At 63.0% G+C, this 18,342-nt stretch carries 17 protein-coding genes; 4 read left to right on the top strand and 13 right to left on the bottom strand.

Translation table 11 applies throughout. The features are described from left to right. The first annotated feature begins 10 nt into the window (after nucleotides 1-10). Complete coding sequence (locus tag RBH77_RS15510) at nucleotides 11-307, top strand: DUF2218 domain-containing protein (RefSeq protein ID WP_311028488.1); 297 nt, start codon at nucleotides 11-13, stop codon at nucleotides 305-307. Between the two features lie 8 nt (nucleotides 308-315). Here RBH77_RS15510 and RBH77_RS15515 read toward each other — a convergent pair whose 3' ends face one another. After that, nucleotides 316-1,653, bottom strand: coding sequence for an MFS transporter (locus tag RBH77_RS15515; protein WP_311028489.1), 1,338 nt, complete (start codon nucleotides 1,651-1,653; stop codon nucleotides 316-318). Nucleotides 1,654-1,847: 194 nt separating this feature from the next. Between RBH77_RS15515 and pncB the strand changes: the two genes are divergently transcribed. Next, the gene (gene pncB, locus RBH77_RS15520; RefSeq protein ID WP_311028490.1) at nucleotides 1,848-3,152 is read left to right on the top strand and encodes a nicotinate phosphoribosyltransferase; all 1,305 of its coding nucleotides are present in this window, start codon (nucleotides 1,848-1,850) and stop codon (nucleotides 3,150-3,152) included. Nucleotides 3,153-3,392: 240 nt separating this feature from the next. Here pncB and iolB read toward each other — a convergent pair whose 3' ends face one another. The 6 genes from iolB to RBH77_RS15550 all read right to left on the bottom strand — a co-directional run bounded on the left by iolB (nucleotide 3,393) and on the right by RBH77_RS15550 (nucleotide 10,196). Then, nucleotides 3,393-4,193, bottom strand: a complete 801-nt coding sequence (gene iolB, locus RBH77_RS15525; RefSeq protein ID WP_311032569.1) for a 5-deoxy-glucuronate isomerase — start codon at nucleotides 4,191-4,193, stop codon at nucleotides 3,393-3,395. A 14-nt stretch (nucleotides 4,194-4,207) separates the two neighbouring features. Further along, nucleotides 4,208-4,423, bottom strand: coding sequence for a DUF3329 domain-containing protein (locus RBH77_RS15530; RefSeq protein WP_311028491.1), 216 nt, complete (start codon nucleotides 4,421-4,423; stop codon nucleotides 4,208-4,210). Nucleotides 4,424-4,453: 30 nt separating this feature from the next. Then, nucleotides 4,454-5,368 (bottom strand): myo-inosose-2 dehydratase, encoded by a 915-nt coding sequence (gene iolE / locus RBH77_RS15535; RefSeq protein WP_311028492.1) that lies wholly within the window; start codon nucleotides 5,366-5,368, stop codon nucleotides 4,454-4,456. 44 nt (nucleotides 5,369-5,412) lie between these two features. Further along, a complete protein-coding gene (gene iolD, locus RBH77_RS15540; RefSeq protein WP_311028493.1) occupies nucleotides 5,413-7,263 on the bottom strand; it encodes a 3D-(3,5/4)-trihydroxycyclohexane-1,2-dione acylhydrolase (decyclizing) in 1,851 nt (616 codons plus the stop codon). 37 nt (nucleotides 7,264-7,300) lie between these two features. After that, nucleotides 7,301-9,238, bottom strand: a complete 1,938-nt coding sequence (locus RBH77_RS15545) for a bifunctional 5-dehydro-2-deoxygluconokinase/5-dehydro-2-deoxyphosphogluconate aldolase (protein ID WP_311028494.1) — start codon at nucleotides 9,236-9,238, stop codon at nucleotides 7,301-7,303. A 100-nt stretch (nucleotides 9,239-9,338) separates the two neighbouring features. Continuing rightward, nucleotides 9,339-10,196 carry a MurR/RpiR family transcriptional regulator gene (locus tag RBH77_RS15550; RefSeq protein WP_311028495.1) on the bottom strand — a complete coding sequence of 286 codons (858 nt, stop codon included), beginning with the start codon at nucleotides 10,194-10,196 and terminating at the stop codon, nucleotides 9,339-9,341. A gap of 239 nt (nucleotides 10,197-10,435) precedes the next feature. On the opposite strand from RBH77_RS15550, the gene RBH77_RS15555 reads away from it, so the two are divergent. Next, on the top strand, nucleotides 10,436-11,551 hold the full coding sequence (locus RBH77_RS15555; RefSeq protein WP_311028496.1) for a Gfo/Idh/MocA family protein: 1,116 nt from the start codon (nucleotides 10,436-10,438) through the stop codon (nucleotides 11,549-11,551). 9 nt (nucleotides 11,552-11,560) lie between these two features. On the opposite strand, the gene RBH77_RS15560 is transcribed toward RBH77_RS15555, so the two are convergent. Beyond that, nucleotides 11,561-12,334 (bottom strand): class I SAM-dependent methyltransferase, encoded by a 774-nt coding sequence (locus RBH77_RS15560; RefSeq protein WP_311028497.1) that lies wholly within the window; start codon nucleotides 12,332-12,334, stop codon nucleotides 11,561-11,563. A gap of 90 nt (nucleotides 12,335-12,424) precedes the next feature. Here RBH77_RS15560 and RBH77_RS15565 point away from each other — a divergent pair, with 90 nt between their 5' ends. After that, nucleotides 12,425-13,213, top strand: a complete 789-nt coding sequence (locus RBH77_RS15565) for an MmyB family transcriptional regulator (RefSeq protein ID WP_311028498.1) — start codon at nucleotides 12,425-12,427, stop codon at nucleotides 13,211-13,213. 28 nt (nucleotides 13,214-13,241) lie between these two features. Here the strand turns inward: RBH77_RS15565 and RBH77_RS15570 are convergent, their stop codons facing one another. From RBH77_RS15570 to RBH77_RS15590, 5 genes are all read right to left on the bottom strand, one after another. Next, complete coding sequence (locus tag RBH77_RS15570) at nucleotides 13,242-14,039, bottom strand: SDR family oxidoreductase (protein ID WP_311028499.1); 798 nt, start codon at nucleotides 14,037-14,039, stop codon at nucleotides 13,242-13,244. Next, nucleotides 14,036-15,040 (bottom strand): inositol 2-dehydrogenase, encoded by a 1,005-nt coding sequence (iolG, locus tag RBH77_RS15575; protein WP_311028500.1) that lies wholly within the window; start codon nucleotides 15,038-15,040, stop codon nucleotides 14,036-14,038. Before iolG ends, RBH77_RS15570 begins: the two co-directional genes overlap by 4 nt. Before the next feature lie 69 nt (nucleotides 15,041-15,109). After that, a complete protein-coding gene (locus RBH77_RS15580; RefSeq protein WP_311028501.1) occupies nucleotides 15,110-15,940 on the bottom strand; it encodes an ATP-binding cassette domain-containing protein in 831 nt (276 codons plus the stop codon). Next, complete coding sequence (locus RBH77_RS15585; protein WP_311028502.1) at nucleotides 15,940-17,073, bottom strand: ABC transporter permease; 1,134 nt, start codon at nucleotides 17,071-17,073, stop codon at nucleotides 15,940-15,942. Before RBH77_RS15585 ends, RBH77_RS15580 begins: the two co-directional genes overlap by 1 nt. 94 nt (nucleotides 17,074-17,167) lie before the next feature. Next, nucleotides 17,168-18,124 carry a sugar ABC transporter substrate-binding protein gene (locus RBH77_RS15590; protein ID WP_311028503.1) on the bottom strand — a complete coding sequence of 319 codons (957 nt, stop codon included), beginning with the start codon at nucleotides 18,122-18,124 and terminating at the stop codon, nucleotides 17,168-17,170. Nucleotides 18,125-18,342 lie beyond the last annotated feature (218 nt).

An 18,342-nucleotide genomic window follows, 5' to 3' on the forward strand; every position in this document is an offset into this window, starting at 1 on the left:
AGGAACGACAATGGATACACAGCCACTCCTGCTCACCTCTTCCGCGATCGTCATAAGCGAGAGGGCGAGCGGTTACCTGCAGCAGCTTTGCAAGCATTTCGGCCACAAGGTCGCAGTGAGCTTCACGCCGGAACGCGGCACGATCGTCTTCGATTTCGGCAATTGCGCGCTCGCCTCAAGCGGCAACATGCTGAGCCTGACCGCTACCGCCGGCACAACGGTCGGCCTGTCGCGCGTCCAGCATGTCATCGCCAGCCATCTGGAACGCTTCGCCTTCCGCGAGAAGCCGGAAATCGTCTGGAACTAAGGCCGAGCTCAGCCGCCGCCCGTCGCGACCACCGCGCGGCGGGCGGCCTGGCCGGCGACGAGCCTGACCTTGCGCGGCGCAGCCATCCAGATGCAACCAATCGAGACAATGGAAAGCACAAGCAGCACGACGAAGGAGCTCTGGTAGCTTCCTGTCCGGTCGTAGAGATCGCCCGTCAGCCATGGTCCGACGCCGGCACCGATATTGCCGAAGACGCTGAGCATGCCGAAGATGGTGGCAAAGCGGCGGCCGGCGAACAGCTCGGCCGGCATGGCGCCGAAGACGGAAGCGACGCCATAGCCGATCAGGCCCTGCGATGCGACCATCAGATACATCAGGAGCCGGGATTTGTTATGGTCCAGTGCAAGCAGCGCCAGGACCGTGACGATGAAGCCCGACATGCCGATCGTCCAGGCCCATTCACGGCCGATGCGGTCTGAGAAATGACCGATCCCTATCTGGCCGACAACGCCGCAAAGGCCGACCATCCCCAGCGCGAAGGCCGCCTCGCCCGCACCGAAGCCGACATCGGCCAGATAGCGCGTCTGATGGACCTGCACGGTGTACCAGGCGTAGAGGGCACAGAAGAACCCGGCGGCAACCCACCAGAAGCGTGGCGTGCGCATCGCATGCGCAAGCGTCCAATCCCGATCCACCCACTCCTTGTCCACGATCGTCGAAGGCGCAAGCATCTGCTCGTCCGGCCCTGAACCCTCGCCATCGGGCAACAGGCCGAAACTCTCAGGACTCTTGCGCTGAAACAGAAAATTGAGCGGTATGAGCAGCGCGCAGAGTACCGCCATTATCTGGCAGGCCGCGCGCCAGCCGCTCGCCTCGATGACGACCTGGAGCAGCGGCAGCATCAGGATAGAGCCGACGCCGACGCCCGAAAAAGCAATGCCGATCGCCAACCCACGACGCCGGACGAACCAGTTCGGCAGGAACATGGAATGGCCGATATAGGTGAGCGGCATGGAGCCGCCAACCGTCAAAAGGCCGATGGTGAGAGAGAACTGCAACGGCGTGGTCACGTAGGTCACGCCCACCAGTCCGGCCGCCATCAGGAATCCCGCCAGCGGCAAAACCAGCCGCGGGCCGTAGCGGTCGATCATCATACCGATAACGGGCACCGCCGCGGTCGAGGCCAGAAAGCCGAGCGAAAAGGCACCCGCTGTCGCGCCGCGTTCCCAGCCGAATTCATCGAGGATCGGCGGATAGAGCAGCGAGAACGCGGTACGTGTGTTGACCGCAATGCCCATGGAGACGAAGGCGACCGCCACGACGACCCAGCCATAGAAAAATTTTGTCCGGATCGGCGGTGTCGCGGCCATGGGCGTCCTGGTCATTTATCCGCGTCATGCTTATTCCTTGCACAACCGGCGAACAAGCAGGCAGCCTTGGGCCAAGAGGCGGACTGCTGACAGACATTGACAGCAGCCCTCCCTCCACCACCTATGGCGCGAGAAACAAGCCGGCGGTGCTGTAACGACTACAGCCGGACCCGGCTTCCGAGGCTCTACCGTTTAGGGATGGACGGCGCATGGCCAGAACCGATATCGCTCGACGTGTGTACAACCACACCTGGAAGCTCGATCCTATCATCCGCAGCCTGCTCGACACGGATTTCTACAAGCTGTTGATGCTGCAGATGATCTGGGGGCTCTACCCGACCGTGCAGGCGACGTTCACGCTCATCAACCGCACCGCCTCGGTCCGCCTCGCCGACGAGATCGACGAAGCGGAATTGCGCGCCCAGCTCGACCACGCGCGCACCATCCGTTTCTCCAAAAAGGAGATGATCTGGCTCGCCGGCAACAGTTTCTACGGCCGCAGGCAGATCTTCGATCCCGATTTCCTCGCCTGGCTCGCCGGCTTCCGCCTGCCCGAATACGAACTTCTACGACGCGACGGCCAGTATGAACTGAACTTCCATGGGCCGTGGAGCGAAACCACGATGTGGGAAATCCCCGCGCTCGCCATCATCAACGAGTTGCGCTCGCGCGCGGCCATGCGCTCGCTCGGGCCGTTTGCACTCGACGTGCTCTATGCCCGCGCCAAGGCCAAGACGTGGGCCAAGGTCGAGCGGCTGCGCAAATATCCGGACCTGCAAATCTCCGATTTCGGTACCCGCCGCCGCCACAGCTTCCTTTGGCAGCGCTGGTGCGTCGAGGCGCTGAAGGAAGGTATCGGCGCCGCTTTCACCGGCACCTCTAACGTGCTGCTCGCCATGGACACCGATCTCGAAGCGCTCGGCACCAACGCGCACGAACTGCCGATGGTCCTAGCTGCGCTTGCCCGCAACGACGAGGAGCTTCGCGCCGCTCCCTACAAGGTGCTGACCGACTGGCAGAGCTACTATGGCGGCAATCTGCTGATCGTGCTGCCCGATTCCTTCGGAACCGCCGCCTTCCTGAAGGACGCACCCGACTGGGTCGCCGATTGGACGGGCTTCCGCCCCGATAGTGCGCCAGCGATCGAAGGCGGCGAGAAAATCATCGAATGGTGGAAGGAGAAGGGCAAGGATCCAAGAAAGAAGCTCCTCATCTTTTCCGACGCGCTCGACGTCGAAACAATCGAGAAGGCCTATCTCCATTTTCGCGGCAAGGCGCGATTGAGCTTCGGCTGGGGCACCAACCTCACCAACGATTTCGTCGATTGCGCGCCTGAGCGTAACGATCAGCTTCGAGCCATCTCGCTGGTCTGCAAGGTAAGCGAGGCGAACGGCCATCCGGCCGTCAAGCTCTCCGACAATCCGGAGAAAGCGACCGGCGATCCGAAGGAGGTCGAGCGCTACCTGCGCATCTTCGGCAGCAAGGACCGCGTGCGCCAGCCGGTAACGGTGTAGGGTTATTGCCATTTTGGGGCGGCAAATTGTGGTGCGTCCTTCGAGGCTCGCTCCGCTCGCACCTCAGGATGAGGACGGCTTTTACATGTCAGCCCAAGTTCTGAAGTGTCGCGTCCAGCATAGCGATCCGTTCCAAACCATCAGAACCGGATCGGTAAGCAGCACCGACCTCCCTCATCCCGAGGTGCGAGCGGAGCGAGCCTCGAAAGACGCACAAGCGAGGATGAAGCGCACCCCGCCTCACGCCTTCAACAGCCACTCATGTTCTGCGGCATTGTGGAATTTCCAGGTGCGGCGTGGGCCGGCCATGACGTTGAGATAGTAGAGGTCGTAGCCGTGGCAGGCCGCGCAGGGATGGTATCCGCGCGGAACAAGCGTGACATCGCCGTCCTCAACTGCCATCGCCTCGTCCAATGATCGGTCGTCCGTATAGACCCGCTGGAAGGCAAAACCCTGCGTCGGGTTCATGCGGTGGTAATAGGTTTCTTCCAGTTGCGATTCGGCCGGCAGATTGTCTGCGTCGTGCTTGTGCGGCGGATAAGACGAGGTGTGGCCACCGGGCGTGATCACCTCGACCACAAGAAGCGAATCCGCGCCCTTGTCCGTCTCCGGCAGGATGTTGGTGACATGGCGCGTATTGGTCCCCTTCCCGCGCGTTTCCTGCCCGAGATCGTCCGGCCGGATGACCCGCGCGGGATGGCTTTTGGCTCGGCCGGGCGCGGTGCAGACGGCGAGTTCAAGATCTGTCGTGGCGGTCACCTTCCAGCTTGAGCCCGCCGGCACATAGACCGACCAAGGCTTGCCTTCGAAGGGCGATGTGCGCCCTCCCAACTCGCCGAAACCACTGCCGTCGGCCTCCGCTTTGCCCTTTCCGGTGATAAAGACAAGGCAGGCCTCGCGGTCGCCTGTCTCTGCCTCCGCTTTTTCACCCGGCCTGAGGCGGAAGAGATCGAAACCGACATAGGTCCAGCCGGCGTTTTCGGGCGTGACATGGGTGACACGCCCATGCTTCCCGTTTGGCTTCACCAGCAAATTCGGCATGTCTTCCTCGCTCATTACTCTTTGGTGGGCGGCTTCTTGTTCTCGTCCGGCGGACTGTAGCGGAACAGATAGGCGTACGCGGCGTAGCCGGCGAACCCCAGGGCGATGACGCCCCAATTCTGCGAGCCGCCGTAAAATTCCAGTGCCGACCACACCAGGCAGACCACGAAAACGGCGATCCGCCGCCAAAGCGGCCGGAAGAAGGGATGGTCGGCGTCCGATTTCAACACTTCAGCGCGGCCTCTCGATTGGCGATTTCGTCAGTTCGGGAATCCTTGCGTCTCGACCTCATAGCCCGCTTTGGTCATCACCCGCATCAGTTCCTTGTGACCGATCTGAGCCATCTTCAAGGGCGGGTTCTTCTTCGGGTCCTGTTCGGCCTCGACCACGAACCAGCCTTCATAGCCGTAATCGGCGAATTTTCGCACGATAGCGCCGAAATCGAGCGAGCCGTCGCCCGGCACCGTGAAGGCGCCGAGCGCCACGGCGTCGAGGAAGGACTGCTTCTTCCAGTCCAGCCCCTTGATCACATCCATGCGCACGTCCTTCACATGGACATGGCTGATGCGCTTGTGGTGCCGGTCGATGGCGGCGAGCACATCGCCGCCGGCGAAGGCCAAATGTCCCGCGTCGAGCAGCAGAGGAATGCCTTCGCCGGAGTGGTTCATGAAGGCGTCCAATTCGCGCTCGAACTGCACCACCGCCGCCATGTGATGATGGTAGGCGAGCGGCATGCCCTCGCCCGCGCACCATTCGCCGAATTCGGTCATTTTGCGTGCATAGGCCTTCATCTCGTCGTCCGACAGCACCGCCTTTTGCGCCAGCGGCTTCGAACGGTCGCCCTGGATGGAGCGGCCGACCTCGCCATAGACGATGCAGGGCGCGCCGACCGCCTTGAAAAGCTCGATCATCGGCCGGATGCGTTCCTTGTTGGCCGATAAATCCTCGTTCACCAGCGTTCCGGAAAACCACCCCCCGCAAAGCGTTACGTCAGCCGCCTTCAGGATAGGCAGCATGACGGCCGGATCGTCCGGAAAGCGCCGCCCCTTCTCCATGCCGGTGAAACCGGCCGATCGCGACTGGCGTAAGCACTCCTCAAGTGAAACGTCGTCGGATAGTTCCACGAGATCATCGTTCCACCATGCGATGGGGGACATGCCCAGTTTGGCTTTCAAGATGTCATTCTCCAGATTTCCACCTCCCTGCGGGAGGGTAGCAGCTAATCGCCGACGCTCTGCGTCTGCCTGTTTTTCTCATAAGCCTTGCGTGCGGCGTTGACTTCCTTGCGCACGCTGACTTCCGGCACGGCGACATCCCACCAATGCCCGCCCGCATCCGTCGAGACGAGCGGATCGGTGTCGATGACGATCACGGTCGTGCGGTCGTTTTCACGCGAGCGTTTCAGCGCCGCTTCGAGATCGCCGATCGAGGAGACATGCTCGGATAGCGCGCCGAGCCCTTCGGCATGTTTGGCGAAATCTATATCCGGAAGCATGTCATGGCGGGCATCCTTCAACAGATTGTTGAAGTTGGCGCCGCCGGTGGCCATCTGCAGCCGGTTGATGCAGCCGAAGCCGCGATTATCGAGCAGCACGATGGTCAGTTTCAAGCCGAGCATGACCGAAGTGGCGATCTCCGAATTCATCATGAGATAGGAGCCGTCGCCGAGCATGACCACGATCTCCTCGTCGGGCCGCGCCATCTTGGCGCCGAGCGCGCCGGCGATCTCGTAGCCCATGCAGGAATAGCCGTATTCGCCGTGATAGGAACCCGGCCAGTCCGCCTGCCAGAGCTTGTGCAACTCGCCCGGCAGACCTCCGGCCGCATGCACCAGTACGATGCCGTCGCCCATGGCGCGCTGAACGGCGCCGATCACCTGCGCGTCCGATGGCAGCGGCGCGTTGGTCGAGGCGGTGACGGCGTCGGCGGCCTTGCGCCATTCCGCCTTGCCCTTCCTGGCCTTGTCCGTCCACGCCTTGGGCGCCGCCCAGCCGCCGAGATGTTCGGCAAGTTCCGTCAGCCCGACGCGGGCATCGGCGACAAGCGGCAGCGCACGGTGCTTGAAGGCGTCGAAGGGCTGCACATTGAGCCCGATGATGGTCTTGTCCGGATTACGGAAGAGTGCCCAGGATCCGGTGGTGAAATCCTGAAACCGTGTCCCGACGGCCAGCACGACATCGGCCTTTTCCGCCAATTGGTTGGCGGCGGATGTTCCGGTGACGCCGATCGCGCCCATATTGAGCGGGTTGCCGTCGGGCAGGCTCGATTTGCCCCCCTGCGTCTCGGTCACCGGGATGCCGGACTTGCCAGCCAGTACTTCGAGCGCGGCGGAAGCCCCCGAATAGAGCGTGCCGCCTCCGGAGACGATGAGCGGCGCCTTGGCGCTGCGCAGCGCCTCGACGGCCACCTGCAACTCATGCTCGTCCGGCCGCTGCCGGCGCGGCAGCCACAGCCGCTCCTCGAAGAAGCTTTCCGGATAATCGAAGGCCTCGGCCTGCACGTCCTGGCAGAGCGACAGCGTCACCGGCCCGCACTCGGCCGGATCGGTCAGCACGGCCATCGCTCGGGCCAGCGCCGGCACGATCTGCTCGGGCCGGGCGATGCGGTCGAAATAGCGGGAAACGGGACGGAAGCAGTCATTCGCCGAGACGGTGCCGTCGCCGAAATCCTCAACCTGCTGAAGCACAGGGTCAGGAATACGGGTAGCAAAGACATCACCCGGCAAAAGCAGCACCGGCAGGCGGTTGACATGCGCAAGGGCCGCCCCCGTGACCATATTGGTCGCGCCGGGGCCGATGGAGGTCGTCGCGGCCATCATGCGGCGGCGGAAATTCGCCTTGGCGAAGCCGACTGCCGCATGGACCATCGCCTGCTCATTATGGGCGCGATAGGTCGGCAGGTCGCGCCGCACCTGGTAGAGCGCCTCGCCCATGCCGGCGACGTTGCCGTGCCCGAAGATCGCCCATACGCCGCCGAAGAGCGGCACCTTCTCGCCGTCGATCTCCGTCATCTGGCGCGTCAAGAAGCGGGCGAGCGCTTGCGCCATGGTCAGGCGGATTTTGCTGGTCATTTGTCCTCCTTGCGCCTCCCGCCTCGCCGGCGATCCGCTAGGCCGCCGCGCGCTTGCGCGTCGCGAGCCACGCCTTCGTCAGCCGGCCGAAGCGATCGGCCATCTCGGCAATCGCGGCTTCGTCGTCCATCCGCCCGGCCAGCCATTCCTCGGCCGCATGGCCGAAGATGGTGCGACCGACCGCGAACCCCTTTACGATAGACGCATCGGCGGTCGCGGAGAAGGCCGCTTCGAGATCGGCGGCGGGGGCATCGAGCCCCAACAGCACCACGCCCCGGCACCATGGATCGTTGCGCGAAATGGTCGCCTCGATATTCGTCCAGGCCGCCTTGGAAGCCTGTGGTTCGAGTTTCCACCAGTCCGGCCGGATACCGAGTGCGTAGAGTTCGTCGAGCACCTGCGCGACCGTGTCGTCGCGGAGCGGGCCGTTCTTGCCGGTGATGACCTCGATCAGCAATTCACGGCCGACCTTCCGCGATGCCTGAAACAGCGCAACGAGCTTCTGCTGCTGTTCTTCTTTCAGCCCGGCCGTATCGTCGGGATGGTAAAAGCACAGGCATTTGATCGTGTGCGTCACCGGCCATTCGACAAGCTGCGAGCCGATATCCTGACCGAACTCGAAGCGGAGCGGCCGCGAGCCCGGCAGTTCCACCGGCCGGCCGATCCAGTCGAAATCGTGCCTTGTCGCCTCGAACAGGGCCTCGCGGCCGTATTTCTCGTCGATCAGCATGCCGTAGCCGCGTCGCCCCTGGGCCACCTTCGACGCCGCTTTCACTGCCAGCACCTTGAAGGCCGAGATCCGCTCCGGATCGGCTCCCACGCGCGCTGCCATCTCCTCGAACTGTGAGCGGTGGTCGCAGGCGAACCCCATCAGGAGCGGAATGTCGCCGCGCCGCGTCGTCGCCCAATGGATGTGGTTGATCGCATCGTCCTTGCGCAGCGCGTGGTGCTTCGACCCGTGCTCGAGGAAATACCGTAATTCCTCGAAGGTCGGGCTTTCCGGCGAACAGAGCAGCCGGGAAACGGCGAAGGCACCGCAGGCATTGGCCCATGTCGCCGCCGTCTCGAAGCTCTCGCCGCCAAGCCATCCGCGCAGGAAACCGGACATGAAGGCGTCGCCGGCGCCCAGCACATTGTAGACCTCGATCGGGAAACCCTGCCCGACGATGCCATTCTCGAGGTCATCGGGGATGGCGCCTTCATAGACGATGCAGCCCATCGGGCCACGCTTCAACACGATGACGGCATCGGAGACCGCGCGGATCGTCTTCAACGCCTTCAGGAGATCGTCCTCGCCCGACGCTATCAGCACTTCCTCTTCCGTGCCGACGATCAGGTCGCAATCGGGCAGCACGGTTTTGAGATGCTGCGAGACGCGGTCGGACTTGACGTAGCGCTCATCACCGGCGGCATGGCCGGCAAGGCCCCACAGGTTCGGACGATAGTCGATGTCGAAAGCAACCTTGCCGCCCTTCCCGCGCATCAGTCGGATCGCCTTCTTTTGCGCGGCATCGCTGTTGGGGCGCGAGAAATGCGTGCCGGTGACGACCACCGCGCGGGCTCGCGAAAAGAACGCCTCGTCGATATCGTCCTCCGAGAGCGCCATGTCGGCGCAGTTCTCGCGATAGAAGAGGAGCGGGAAGGATTTGTCGTTTTCGACAGAAACGAAGGCTAGCGCCGTCAGCCGTGCCTGGTCGGTAACGATTCCAGCAGTTTCCACCCCTTCCCTCACCATCTGCTCGCGGATGAAAGCCCCGAACTGCTCCTGGCCGACTCGCGTCACCAGCGCAGATTTCAGGCCGAGCCTCGCGGTGCCGATAGCGATATTGGCGGGGCAGCCGCCCACCGATTTGGCGAAGCTGGTACTGTCCTCGAGGCGGGAGCCGATCTGCTGGCCGTAAAGATCGACGGAAGCGCGGCCGATGGTGATGACATCAAGCTGCCCCTGCCCGTTCGAGGCTTCAGCCCTGGCCATGTGCTCCTCCGGGGATCATAGGTTTTGCAAACGTGTGCAACGGTTGCGTGGCCCCGTCAATATGAAATGTAAATTCCATGTTCAAGTCAATATGGAATGTCTATTCCTTTTCTGTGGTCGCCAGTTCCGCGCGAAGCTCGGCAACGCTGACGGTCAGCGCCATTGCGAGCGCCATGGTCGCGGAAAGCGAGCGGAAGCCGGCGAAATCCGCCTCCGCCACCTCGAACCATTCCGTCGCGCATTCCGCAAGCGGTGAAAAGGCGCTGTCGGTGATGGCGATCACCGGTACGCCGCGCCCTGCGAGGATGCGCGCATGCTCCGCTGTTTCGGATGCATAGGGCGAGAAGCTGACGGCGAGCGCGGCATCCCCCTCGCCCGCATTTGCCAGCATCTCCGCATCGATGCCGAGCGGCGAACCGACCAGCGTGCAGGGAATGCCGAGCTTGCCGAAGGCATAGGCCATGTAGGTGGAGATCGGATAGGAGCGGCGCCGCGCGATCAGGTGGATGGTACGCGCTCCGCCGAGAATCGCAACGGCGCGCTCAAGCTTCGGCGCCTCCACGGCATGCGAGAGCTTGTCGAGCGAGTGGCGCGCCGCATCGAGGAACCCGTCCAGGACGGCGCTCTCATGCGAACCCGCGCGCGCGCCGGCACGAAGCGCCGCTAGGCGCTCCTCATAGGAATTGGTCCGCTCCTTCAGCCGGTCTCGAAACACCCGCTGGAGATCGGAAAAGCCTTCGAAGCCGAAATGCTGTGCGAAGCGGACCAGCGTGGAAGGCTGGACATCGGCTGCTGCGGCGACGCTTGCCGCCGTGCCGAAGGCGATCTCGTCGGGACTGTCCAGCGTATGCGCCGCGACCTGCGCCAACCGCTTGGGCAGCGACTGGCGGCGCGTGATGATCATGGCGCGCAGCGATTCGAAATCGCGCGGCGGCGGTGGCGTTTCGGCCTCATCCATCGGCACTTTCCTTCCTCTCCCGTCACCACGCTACAGCAAATAGAATAAACATTCCATCAATCGACGATCTGGTTTATTCATGGCGAGGGGTGGTTGCGCGGTCGCGGGAAACGTGGACAAATTGCGTGTCTGGGGCGGCGAAGAAACCCGTAAAAGAATATGATTCCAGACGATTGCGCGAAGCGCCTTAGGTTTCGTCGTGTAGTTTTGCGCACACCCATATGTTGAAGGAAACAAGCATGGATCGCATCGGAGTGGGCCTGATCGGCACCGGCTATATGGGCAAATGCCACGCTCTCGCCTGGAATGCCGTTCATCCGGTCTTCGGCGACGTGCCGCGACCACGCCTCGTCCACCTTGCGGAGGCAGGTGTAGCGCTGGCCGAAAAGCGCGCCAGCGAATTGGGCTTCGAGAAGGCGACCGGCAACTGGCGCGATCTGATCGACGATCCCGAGATCGACGTGATCTCGATCACTACGCCGAACAAGTTCCACGCCGAAATGGCGATCGCGGCACTTGAGGCCGGCAAGCATGTCTGGTGCGAGAAACCGATGGCGCCGAGCTTTGCCGAGGCCGAGGCCATGGCCAAGGCGGCTAGACAATCCGGCCGGGTCGCCATGCTAGGCTACAACTACATACAAAACCCTATGGTCCGCCATATCCGCAAGCTCCTCTCGGAAGGCGCGATCGGCTCGGTCAACCATGTCCGCGTCGAGATGGACGAGGATTTCATGGCCGACCCGGACGCGCCCTTCGCCGCCCGCAACGAGAAGGCCAACGGCTATGGCGCGCTGGACGATTTCGCCGTGCATCCGCTCTCCATCCTGCAGACGCTTTTCGGCAACATGACGCGTGTCCTGTGCGACATGGACAAGCCCTATGCCGACCGGCCGACAGAGGGCGGCGCCCGCCGCGCGGTGGAAAACCACGACATGGCAAGCATACTCTTCCATCTGCACGAAGGCATTTCAGGCGTGCTGATGGTCAACCGAACCGCCTGGGGCCGCAAGGGCCGTATCGCGCTGCAGATATTCGGCTCGCGCGGCTCTATCCTCTACGACCAGGAACGCATGAACGAACTGCAGCTTTACCAGGCATCCGGGCGGCCGGGCGAACAGGGCTATCGCACCATTCTCGCCGGGCCGCAGCACCCGCCCTACGACCGCTTCATCCCCGCCCCGGGCCACGGCCTCGGCTTCAACGAACTGAAGATCATCGAATGCCGGCAGTTGATCGGCCGAATCCGCGACGAGAAGACGCTGGGCATCGGCTTCGACGACGGGCTGGAGATCGAGCGGGCCGTGCACGCCATGGCCCGCTCCTTCGAGCGCGGCCGCTGGGAAATCGTGGCGTAACGCTTTCGATCAGTCGGCCCGCTTCGTCGCCGTGAACAGCGCCACGTCTATTTTGTAGCTGCCGTCGGCCTCGGTCTCGTAATGGGAAGTTGCGACCGAAGAGACACTCGTCTGCAGCGCCCGGATTGCCTTCACCTGGATTTCCGGTGTTTGCATGCGCTCCACCCACGAACGGAATTCGAGGCGCATGCGGAAGCCTTGGACGGAGCCCGGAAGCAGCCCGGCTCGGGCGATCGCGGCCTCCCATTCCGAGCGCGTGTAGTTGCGCACATGCGAACAGTCGCGCAAGAGTTCGATCGACTGGAAGTAAGTGTCGAGCAGCGGCACGCCGGGCGTTACCGTATCGACCATCGCAAAGAACCCGCCGGGCTCGAGCACCCGCGTTGCTTCCGAAAGCGCGGCATCGAGGCTGGACCAGTGATGCGCGCTGAAACGGCTCACCACGGCATCGAAGCTCGCATCCTCAAACGGCAGCGCCTCGACGGCTCCCTGCCGCGTCTGCACATTGGTCAGGCCGCGCTCCCGCGCCGCATTCCCGACGACCTCCAGCATCTCGTACGAGAGATCGTAGGCGGTGATTTCCCGGACCAGCGGTGCCACATTGAAGGTGACGTGGCCGCCGCCGCAGCCGAGATCGAGCACGCGAGCGGCCTTTCGTCCCCTCATCACGTCCACCAGCGCCGCGAGATCGTCGCTTTGCGAATGCACGGCGCTCTTCAGATAGGCCTCAGCGCGCGAGCCGAACTGATTTCCCACCAGGGTTTCGTGACTGGTCTGCGACATGGCGGCTGTTCCTTCTCGATGATCCGGAACCGGATACGACAGGGTCGATACCGGTTTCAGTTCCATCTTTATACTGGTATAAATCCCAATATGGTGACAGCGCAGACGGCAGGACAGCGGCGTGAACTCGGCGATTTCGTTCGCTCGTTGCGGGAGAGGCTGACACCGCAGGATGCGGGCCTACCGGCCGGACGACGGCGACGCACGCCCGGCCTCAGGCGCGAAGAGGCGGCGCTGCTCGCCGGCCTGAGCGTCACCTGGTACACCTGGCTGGAGCAGGGCCGGGAAATCTCCCTTTCGCCGCAGGCGCTGGCACGGCTGGCGGCAGCACTTAGGCTCGGCCGAGCCGAGCGGGTCTATCTGTTCGAACTTGCCTCGAAGCGCGATCCCGAACAGCCGCATCGTGAAAGCACGAGCGCGCCGGCAGCGGCCCTCGCCTCGGTCGATCTCATCACGACGCCGGCCTATATCCTCGACCGCGCCTGGACCGCGCTTTGCTGGAATGCCCCCGCCCGGCATCTCTTCACGGGATGGCTGGACGGCCAGGCTGACCGGAACCTCTTACGTTTCATCTTTCTCGAACCGGCTGCCCGCTCGTTCATCCACGATTACGAAACAAGGGCCAAGCGCGTGATTGCCGAATTCCGCGCCGATGTCAGTTCGTATCTGACCGATCCCGAGATCAGCGATCTGGTGGATGGCCTCAACCGCCAAAGCGAATTGTTCGCGCGCTACTGGCGCGACCACGCCGTGCTCGGCCGCGAAGGTGGCGAGCGAACCTTCCACCACCCCGTCGACGGCTTCCTGCGCTACGAACAGGTCACCTTCGCGCTCGTCGGCCATCCGGATCTGAAGCTGACGATCCTAAGGCGCGCCTGACCGGCTCGAACCACGGGGCGCGGGCGTCCTAGTCCGATGTACCCACCACGTTCTGGTCGTAGTCGATCAGCGAGCCGGTGACGACACCCGAATACGGGCTCAAGAGATAGCAGACGAGGTCCGCGAGCTGATCCGGCTTGACCAATTGGCCCATGGGCGAGGCTGCTTCCGCCTGCGCCAGCCAGTCATTGGGCGCGGCATGCCATTTCTTCTGCACCTCGTCCTCGCCCGGCGTATCCATCCAGCCTGGCAGCACCGCGTTGCAGCGGATGCGCTTCGAGCGGAAGCCGTAAGCCACGTTCTTCGTCAGCGTCGCCAGCGCGCCCTTGGACGATGAGTAGGGTGCGAGGAAGGGCTGGCCGCCATGGCCGGACATGGAAAGCACGTTCACGATCGAGCCGGGCACGCCGGCGTCGATCAGCGCCTTCACCACGCCCTGCATCAGGAAGAACGGCCCACGCACATTGATGGCGAAGAGCCGGTCGAACACCTCCGGCGTCGTATCGAGGAGCGAGCCACGCTCCGACGAGCCGGCCGCGTTGACGAGCGCGTTGATCGTTCCAAACGCGGCAAGCGCCTCCTTGATCACACGCCGACAGTCCTCGACCTTGCCAAGATCGGCGGAGACGAAACGTACATCCGCGCCGGAGGCCGATAGTTCGGCCACGGCATTGCGGCCTTTTTCCTCCGAGCGCCCCACCAGCACCAGCTTGCGACATCCTTCAGAGACAAGCCTCTTGGCTATTGCAAAGCCGATCCCCTGCCCGCCGCCGGTGACGAGAGCACGCGCGTCCTCGTTGCGGTGTGAAAAATCGGCCGCGCTCATAGGTCGAACTCCGACATCTTCACCGTGCGACCTTCCCTCACCGAGCGCAGCGCCGCTTCCGCCATGGCGAGCGCGATCATTCCGTCCTCGCCGCTCGGCTGCGCCTTGCGCCCTTTCTCAACTGCCTCGATGAAGCTCGCGATCTCGTTGGCATAGGCTTCCGTGTAGCGCGTCATGAAGAAATCATGCAGGGGCGGCCGCGTATAGCCGCTGCCGTTGGCGATCTCGATCGACACCGGACGCTGGTTTTCCGCCGCCACCATGCCCTTGGAGCCGTGCACCTCGATGCGCTGATCGTAGCCATAGGAGGCGCGGCGGGAATTGGATATCGTGCACTGCCGGCCGCTCTTCGTCGTGATGATGACGCTCACAGAATCATAGTCGCCCAGCTTGCCGATCTTCTTGTCTACCAGCACCGAGGCCTGCGCCGTCACGGTGGCCGCCTCCTCGCCTAGCAGGAAGCGCGCCATGTCGAAGTCGTGGATGGTCATGTCCTTGAAGATGCCACCCGAGCGCGTGATGTATTCGGCAGGCGGCGCGCCCGGATCGCGCGAGACGATCTGCACCATCTCCACATTGCCGATAGCGCCGTCGTCGATCGCCTTGCGCACGGCGGCGAAATGCGGATCGAAGCGGCGATTGAAGCCGACCATCAGCGTCGCCTTGGTCTCCTTCACTACCGTCAGGCAGGTCTTGACGCGGCCGATATCGAGGTCGATCGGCTTTTCGCAGAAGATCGCCTTGCCGGCACGCGCGAAGCGCTCGATCAGGTCGGCATGGGTGTCGGTCGGCGTGCAAATGACGACGGCGTCGATATCTCGGGATTTCTCTATCGCCTCGATCGTGCACACCTGTGCACCGTAAGTCGAGGCAAGATCCGACGCGGCCTTCTCGACCGCATCCGCGACCGCGGCGAGTTTCGCCACCGGATTGGCGGCGATTGCCTTTGCATGAACCTTGCCGATGCGTCCCGCGCCCAGCAACCCGAATCTCACTGTCATGGAATGTCCCTACTATGGAAGTGTCGATGCCGCCGCGTCTGCGACGGCAGGTCGAGCACAGGATGATGGCTATACCGTGCCGCCGAGTTCCTCGGAAAGGTCCTGCAATTCCTTGTCACCAGCCATTTTGGTCTGCAGTTCGTCAAGGCTGATCTCGGTCTTGGTGAAGGTGCCGAGCGTGCGGCCCCGGTTGAGCACGGTGAATTTGTCGCCGACGGCATAGGCATGGCGGACATTGTGCGTGATGAAGATGACGCCAAGGCCCTTCGCCCTCACCTGCCGGATGAATTTCAGAACCATCGAGGTCTGCGCCACGCCGAGCGCCGAGGTCGGCTCGTCGAGGATCAGCACCTTGGCGCCGAAATGCACCGCGCGCGCGATCGCCACGCATTGCCGCTCGCCTCCCGACAAGGTGCCGACCGCCTGCTCGGGATCGCGCACGTCGATGCCGATCCTGCGCATCTCCTCGCGCGCGACTTTGTTGGCATAACCCATATCCATGAAGGAGAACGGGCCGACCTTCTTCACAGGCTCGCGGCCCATGAAGAAGTTGCGGGTGATGGAGAGAAGCGGGATCATCGCCAGATCCTGGAAGACGGTGGCGATGCCGGCGTCGAGGGCGTCGCGCGGGCTCGAGAAAGATACCGGCTTGCCGTCCACCACGAAGTCGCCGCCAGTCGGCCTGTGCACACCCGACAGCGTCTTGATGAGCGTCGACTTGCCGGCGCCGTTATCGCCGAGAAGGCAATGCACCTCTCCGGCCTTTACCGTGAGCGAGACGCCCGCGAGCGCGACGACGGGACCGAAATGCTTGACCAGATCCCGCACCTCGATCAGCGGACGCCCCCAGCCTTCGGGCTGATCCTTTTCGGCGACGGCAGCCTGCATGGCCGTGCTCATCAGCGTTCTCCCGTCACGCGCCGGCGGATGGAGCTGTTGAACAGGACCGCGATCAGAAGCATCGCGCCGAGGAATACCTGGAACCAGTCGCTCGGCGCGCCGGTGAAGAGGATGCCCTGCTGCACGACACCGAAGATCAGCGCGCCGAGGCACGCTCCAATCACCGAACCATAGCCGCCGGTTAGCAAGCAGCCGCCGATGACAGCCGCGATGATGGCCTCGAACTCCTTCAAAAGGCCGCGATCGGCTGCGGCCGAGCCGAATTCGAACACCTGGCAGGCGGCGAAGACGGTCGCGCAAAAGGCCGTCACCATGAACAGCGATATCTTCACGGCGCTGACCGGAACGCCGACATTGCGCGCCGCGTCGGCATCGCCCCCGGATGCGAATATCCAGTTGCCGATCCGCGTCCTGGTCAGGACGATGTGCCCGATCACAGCGATGACGAAGGCCCATACGATCAGCATGGGAATGCCGGCAACTGCCGGCGCGCCGTTCGGCAGCTTATTGATGATGCCGTTATCGGCCAGCCACTGGAAGAATCCGGGAAATAGCTTGGCCGAGAACAGCGAGGCCACGAAGCTGTTGTCCGAATATTCCTTCAACCCGCTGACGATGGTGCGGTTGGTGAAGATGATCGAGAGCGCGATGGTCAACCCTCGAAGGATGTAGAGCGATGCCAGCGTGACGATGAAGGACGGCAGGCGGGTGCGCACGATGATGTAGCCGTTGAGCGCACCGATCGCCATCGCCACGACGAAGGCGAGAATGACGCTAAGCCCCACCGGCACATGGAAATAGATCGTCGGGATGGCGATCATCATGCCGGTGAACCCGATCATCGAGCCCACGGAAAGGTCGAACTCACCACCGATCATCAGAAGCGCCGCGCCGACTCCGATGATCATGAGCTGCGCCGTGACGGTCATCCAACTCAGGATGCCGTCGGAAGCGAACATGCCGGTGTCGCCGGCCGTGAAGACGAAGAAGAGGAGAACCAGGATCGCCCCGGCAAGAGCGCCGGAATCCGGCCGTCTCATCAACCGCTGGTACCAGGACTGACGGCTGAGCCGTTCGTCGACCACGTCCACGATCGGTGTCGCGGCCGTGCCCGGATCGGTTTGTCCGGCCATTTCTAACCTCGCGTCTTATCCCAGGTAGTGCCCGGCAGGCACCCGTCCGTTGGGAAAGGAAAGGCGGGCGTCTCGACGCCCGCCTAACCAGGCCTCAGCGATATTCGCCGGCGAGTTTCTCGACCAGGGCGATGTTGTCCTTCGTCACGAAGCCCGGCCCGGTATTGACGTTGTTCGCGGGCATCACGCCGTAACGGACATACTGCGTCAGGAAGACGATCGGCAGATAGCCTTGCAGATAGGGCTGCTGGTCGATCGCCGCGTCCATGGTGCCGTCCTTGATCGCCTTGGAAATATCACCGTCTAGGTCGAACGAGATCACGCTCTTGAACTTCGAGCGCGAGCCGGTGTCACGGAGATATTTGATCGTCGGATCCGCCGAATTCGGCCCAAGAGTTATAATGCCGTCCGTATCCGGGTGGCTGGCAAGGAACGCCTTGACCTTGTTGTAGATTCCGGTCGGGTCGATGCCGGAATCAACCATCTGGTCGCCGAGCTTCACGCCGAGACCGTCGGCGTAGCCCTGGCAGCGCTGAACCGATGCGGGGTTGGTGATGTAGTGGTTCACGCAGAGAAAGTGGGTGACGCCCGCTTTCTTGGCACGCTCGCCCGCACCCTTGCCCGCGTCATATTCAGGCTGGCCGATATGCATCAGCGCACCGAGTTCCTTCGACTGCTCGGCGGTCCCGGAGTTCACTGTGATGACCGGAATGCCCTTGGCCACAGCGCCCTGGATGGCCGACTGCAGCACGTCGAAATCGGCGATCGTGGTGACGATGCCATTCGGGTTGGAAGCAGTCGCCTGCTGGATGATACGCGCCATGTCGGCGATGTCGCCGGTCGGCGGATTGCGATATTCGACTTTCACGCCCTCGTCGTGCTCCGCGTTCTTGAGTGCATTCTTGATGACGTTCCACCACGAATCCGAATCCGGGGCATGGCTGACAAAGACGAAACGCTCATTGTCGGCGAGCGCGGAAGAAGTGGTCGTCGCCACCGCCGCCACCATCGCCGCGGCCATGAGCACGCCGCGCAGCAAAGCAGATTTCATCGATAATCCTCCCTTGAATACACTCAGGCGCCGCATCTTACCCCCGCCTCGCGGCGCGGCAAGCTCCGCCCCTTCCCAATTCGGCACATAATGGAACTTTTATACCATTACTGCAATTGAGTGGAATATTAATTCCATTTCAGTGCAAATCTGTCAAGCGTCTCGCGTGCGCAGACGCCGCGACGCATGGCCAGGAAGCGGTCGATGCGAGAAAGGTT

It is taken from the genome of Mesorhizobium koreense (assembly GCF_031656215.1).
GTDB classification, from domain to species: Bacteria; Pseudomonadota; Alphaproteobacteria; order Rhizobiales; family Rhizobiaceae; genus Mesorhizobium_L; species Mesorhizobium_L koreense.

Excerpts from the sequence above, each read along its gene's own strand:
- iolB (WP_311032569.1), bottom strand. The coding sequence starts at position 4,193 with ATGCCGAATTTGCTGGTGAAGCCAAACGGGAAGCATGGGCGTGTCACC.
- iolG (WP_311028500.1), bottom strand. The coding sequence starts at position 15,040 with ATGACAGTGAGATTCGGGTTGCTGGGCGCGGGACGCATCGGCAAGGTT.
- RBH77_RS15550 (WP_311028495.1), bottom strand. The coding sequence starts at position 10,196 with ATGGATGAGGCCGAAACGCCACCGCCGCCGCGCGATTTCGAATCGCTG.
- iolD (WP_311028493.1), bottom strand. The coding sequence starts at position 7,263 with ATGACCAGCAAAATCCGCCTGACCATGGCGCAAGCGCTCGCCCGCTTC.
- RBH77_RS15515 (WP_311028489.1), bottom strand. The coding sequence starts at position 1,653 with ATGACCAGGACGCCCATGGCCGCGACACCGCCGATCCGGACAAAATTT.
- pncB (WP_311028490.1), top strand. The coding sequence starts at position 1,848 with ATGGCCAGAACCGATATCGCTCGACGTGTGTACAACCACACCTGGAAG.
- RBH77_RS15555 (WP_311028496.1), top strand. The coding sequence starts at position 10,436 with ATGGATCGCATCGGAGTGGGCCTGATCGGCACCGGCTATATGGGCAAA.
- RBH77_RS15590 (WP_311028503.1), bottom strand. The coding sequence starts at position 18,124 with ATGAAATCTGCTTTGCTGCGCGGCGTGCTCATGGCCGCGGCGATGGTG.
- RBH77_RS15570 (WP_311028499.1), bottom strand. The coding sequence starts at position 14,039 with ATGAGCGCGGCCGATTTTTCACACCGCAACGAGGACGCGCGTGCTCTC.
- RBH77_RS15545 (WP_311028494.1), bottom strand. The coding sequence starts at position 9,238 with ATGGCCAGGGCTGAAGCCTCGAACGGGCAGGGGCAGCTTGATGTCATC.
- RBH77_RS15510 (WP_311028488.1), top strand. The coding sequence starts at position 11 with ATGGATACACAGCCACTCCTGCTCACCTCTTCCGCGATCGTCATAAGC.
- RBH77_RS15585 (WP_311028502.1), bottom strand. The coding sequence starts at position 17,073 with ATGGCCGGACAAACCGATCCGGGCACGGCCGCGACACCGATCGTGGAC.
- RBH77_RS15560 (WP_311028497.1), bottom strand. The coding sequence starts at position 12,334 with ATGTCGCAGACCAGTCACGAAACCCTGGTGGGAAATCAGTTCGGCTCG.
- RBH77_RS15580 (WP_311028501.1), bottom strand. The coding sequence starts at position 15,940 with ATGAGCACGGCCATGCAGGCTGCCGTCGCCGAAAAGGATCAGCCCGAA.
- RBH77_RS15565 (WP_311028498.1), top strand. The coding sequence starts at position 12,425 with ATGGTGACAGCGCAGACGGCAGGACAGCGGCGTGAACTCGGCGATTTC.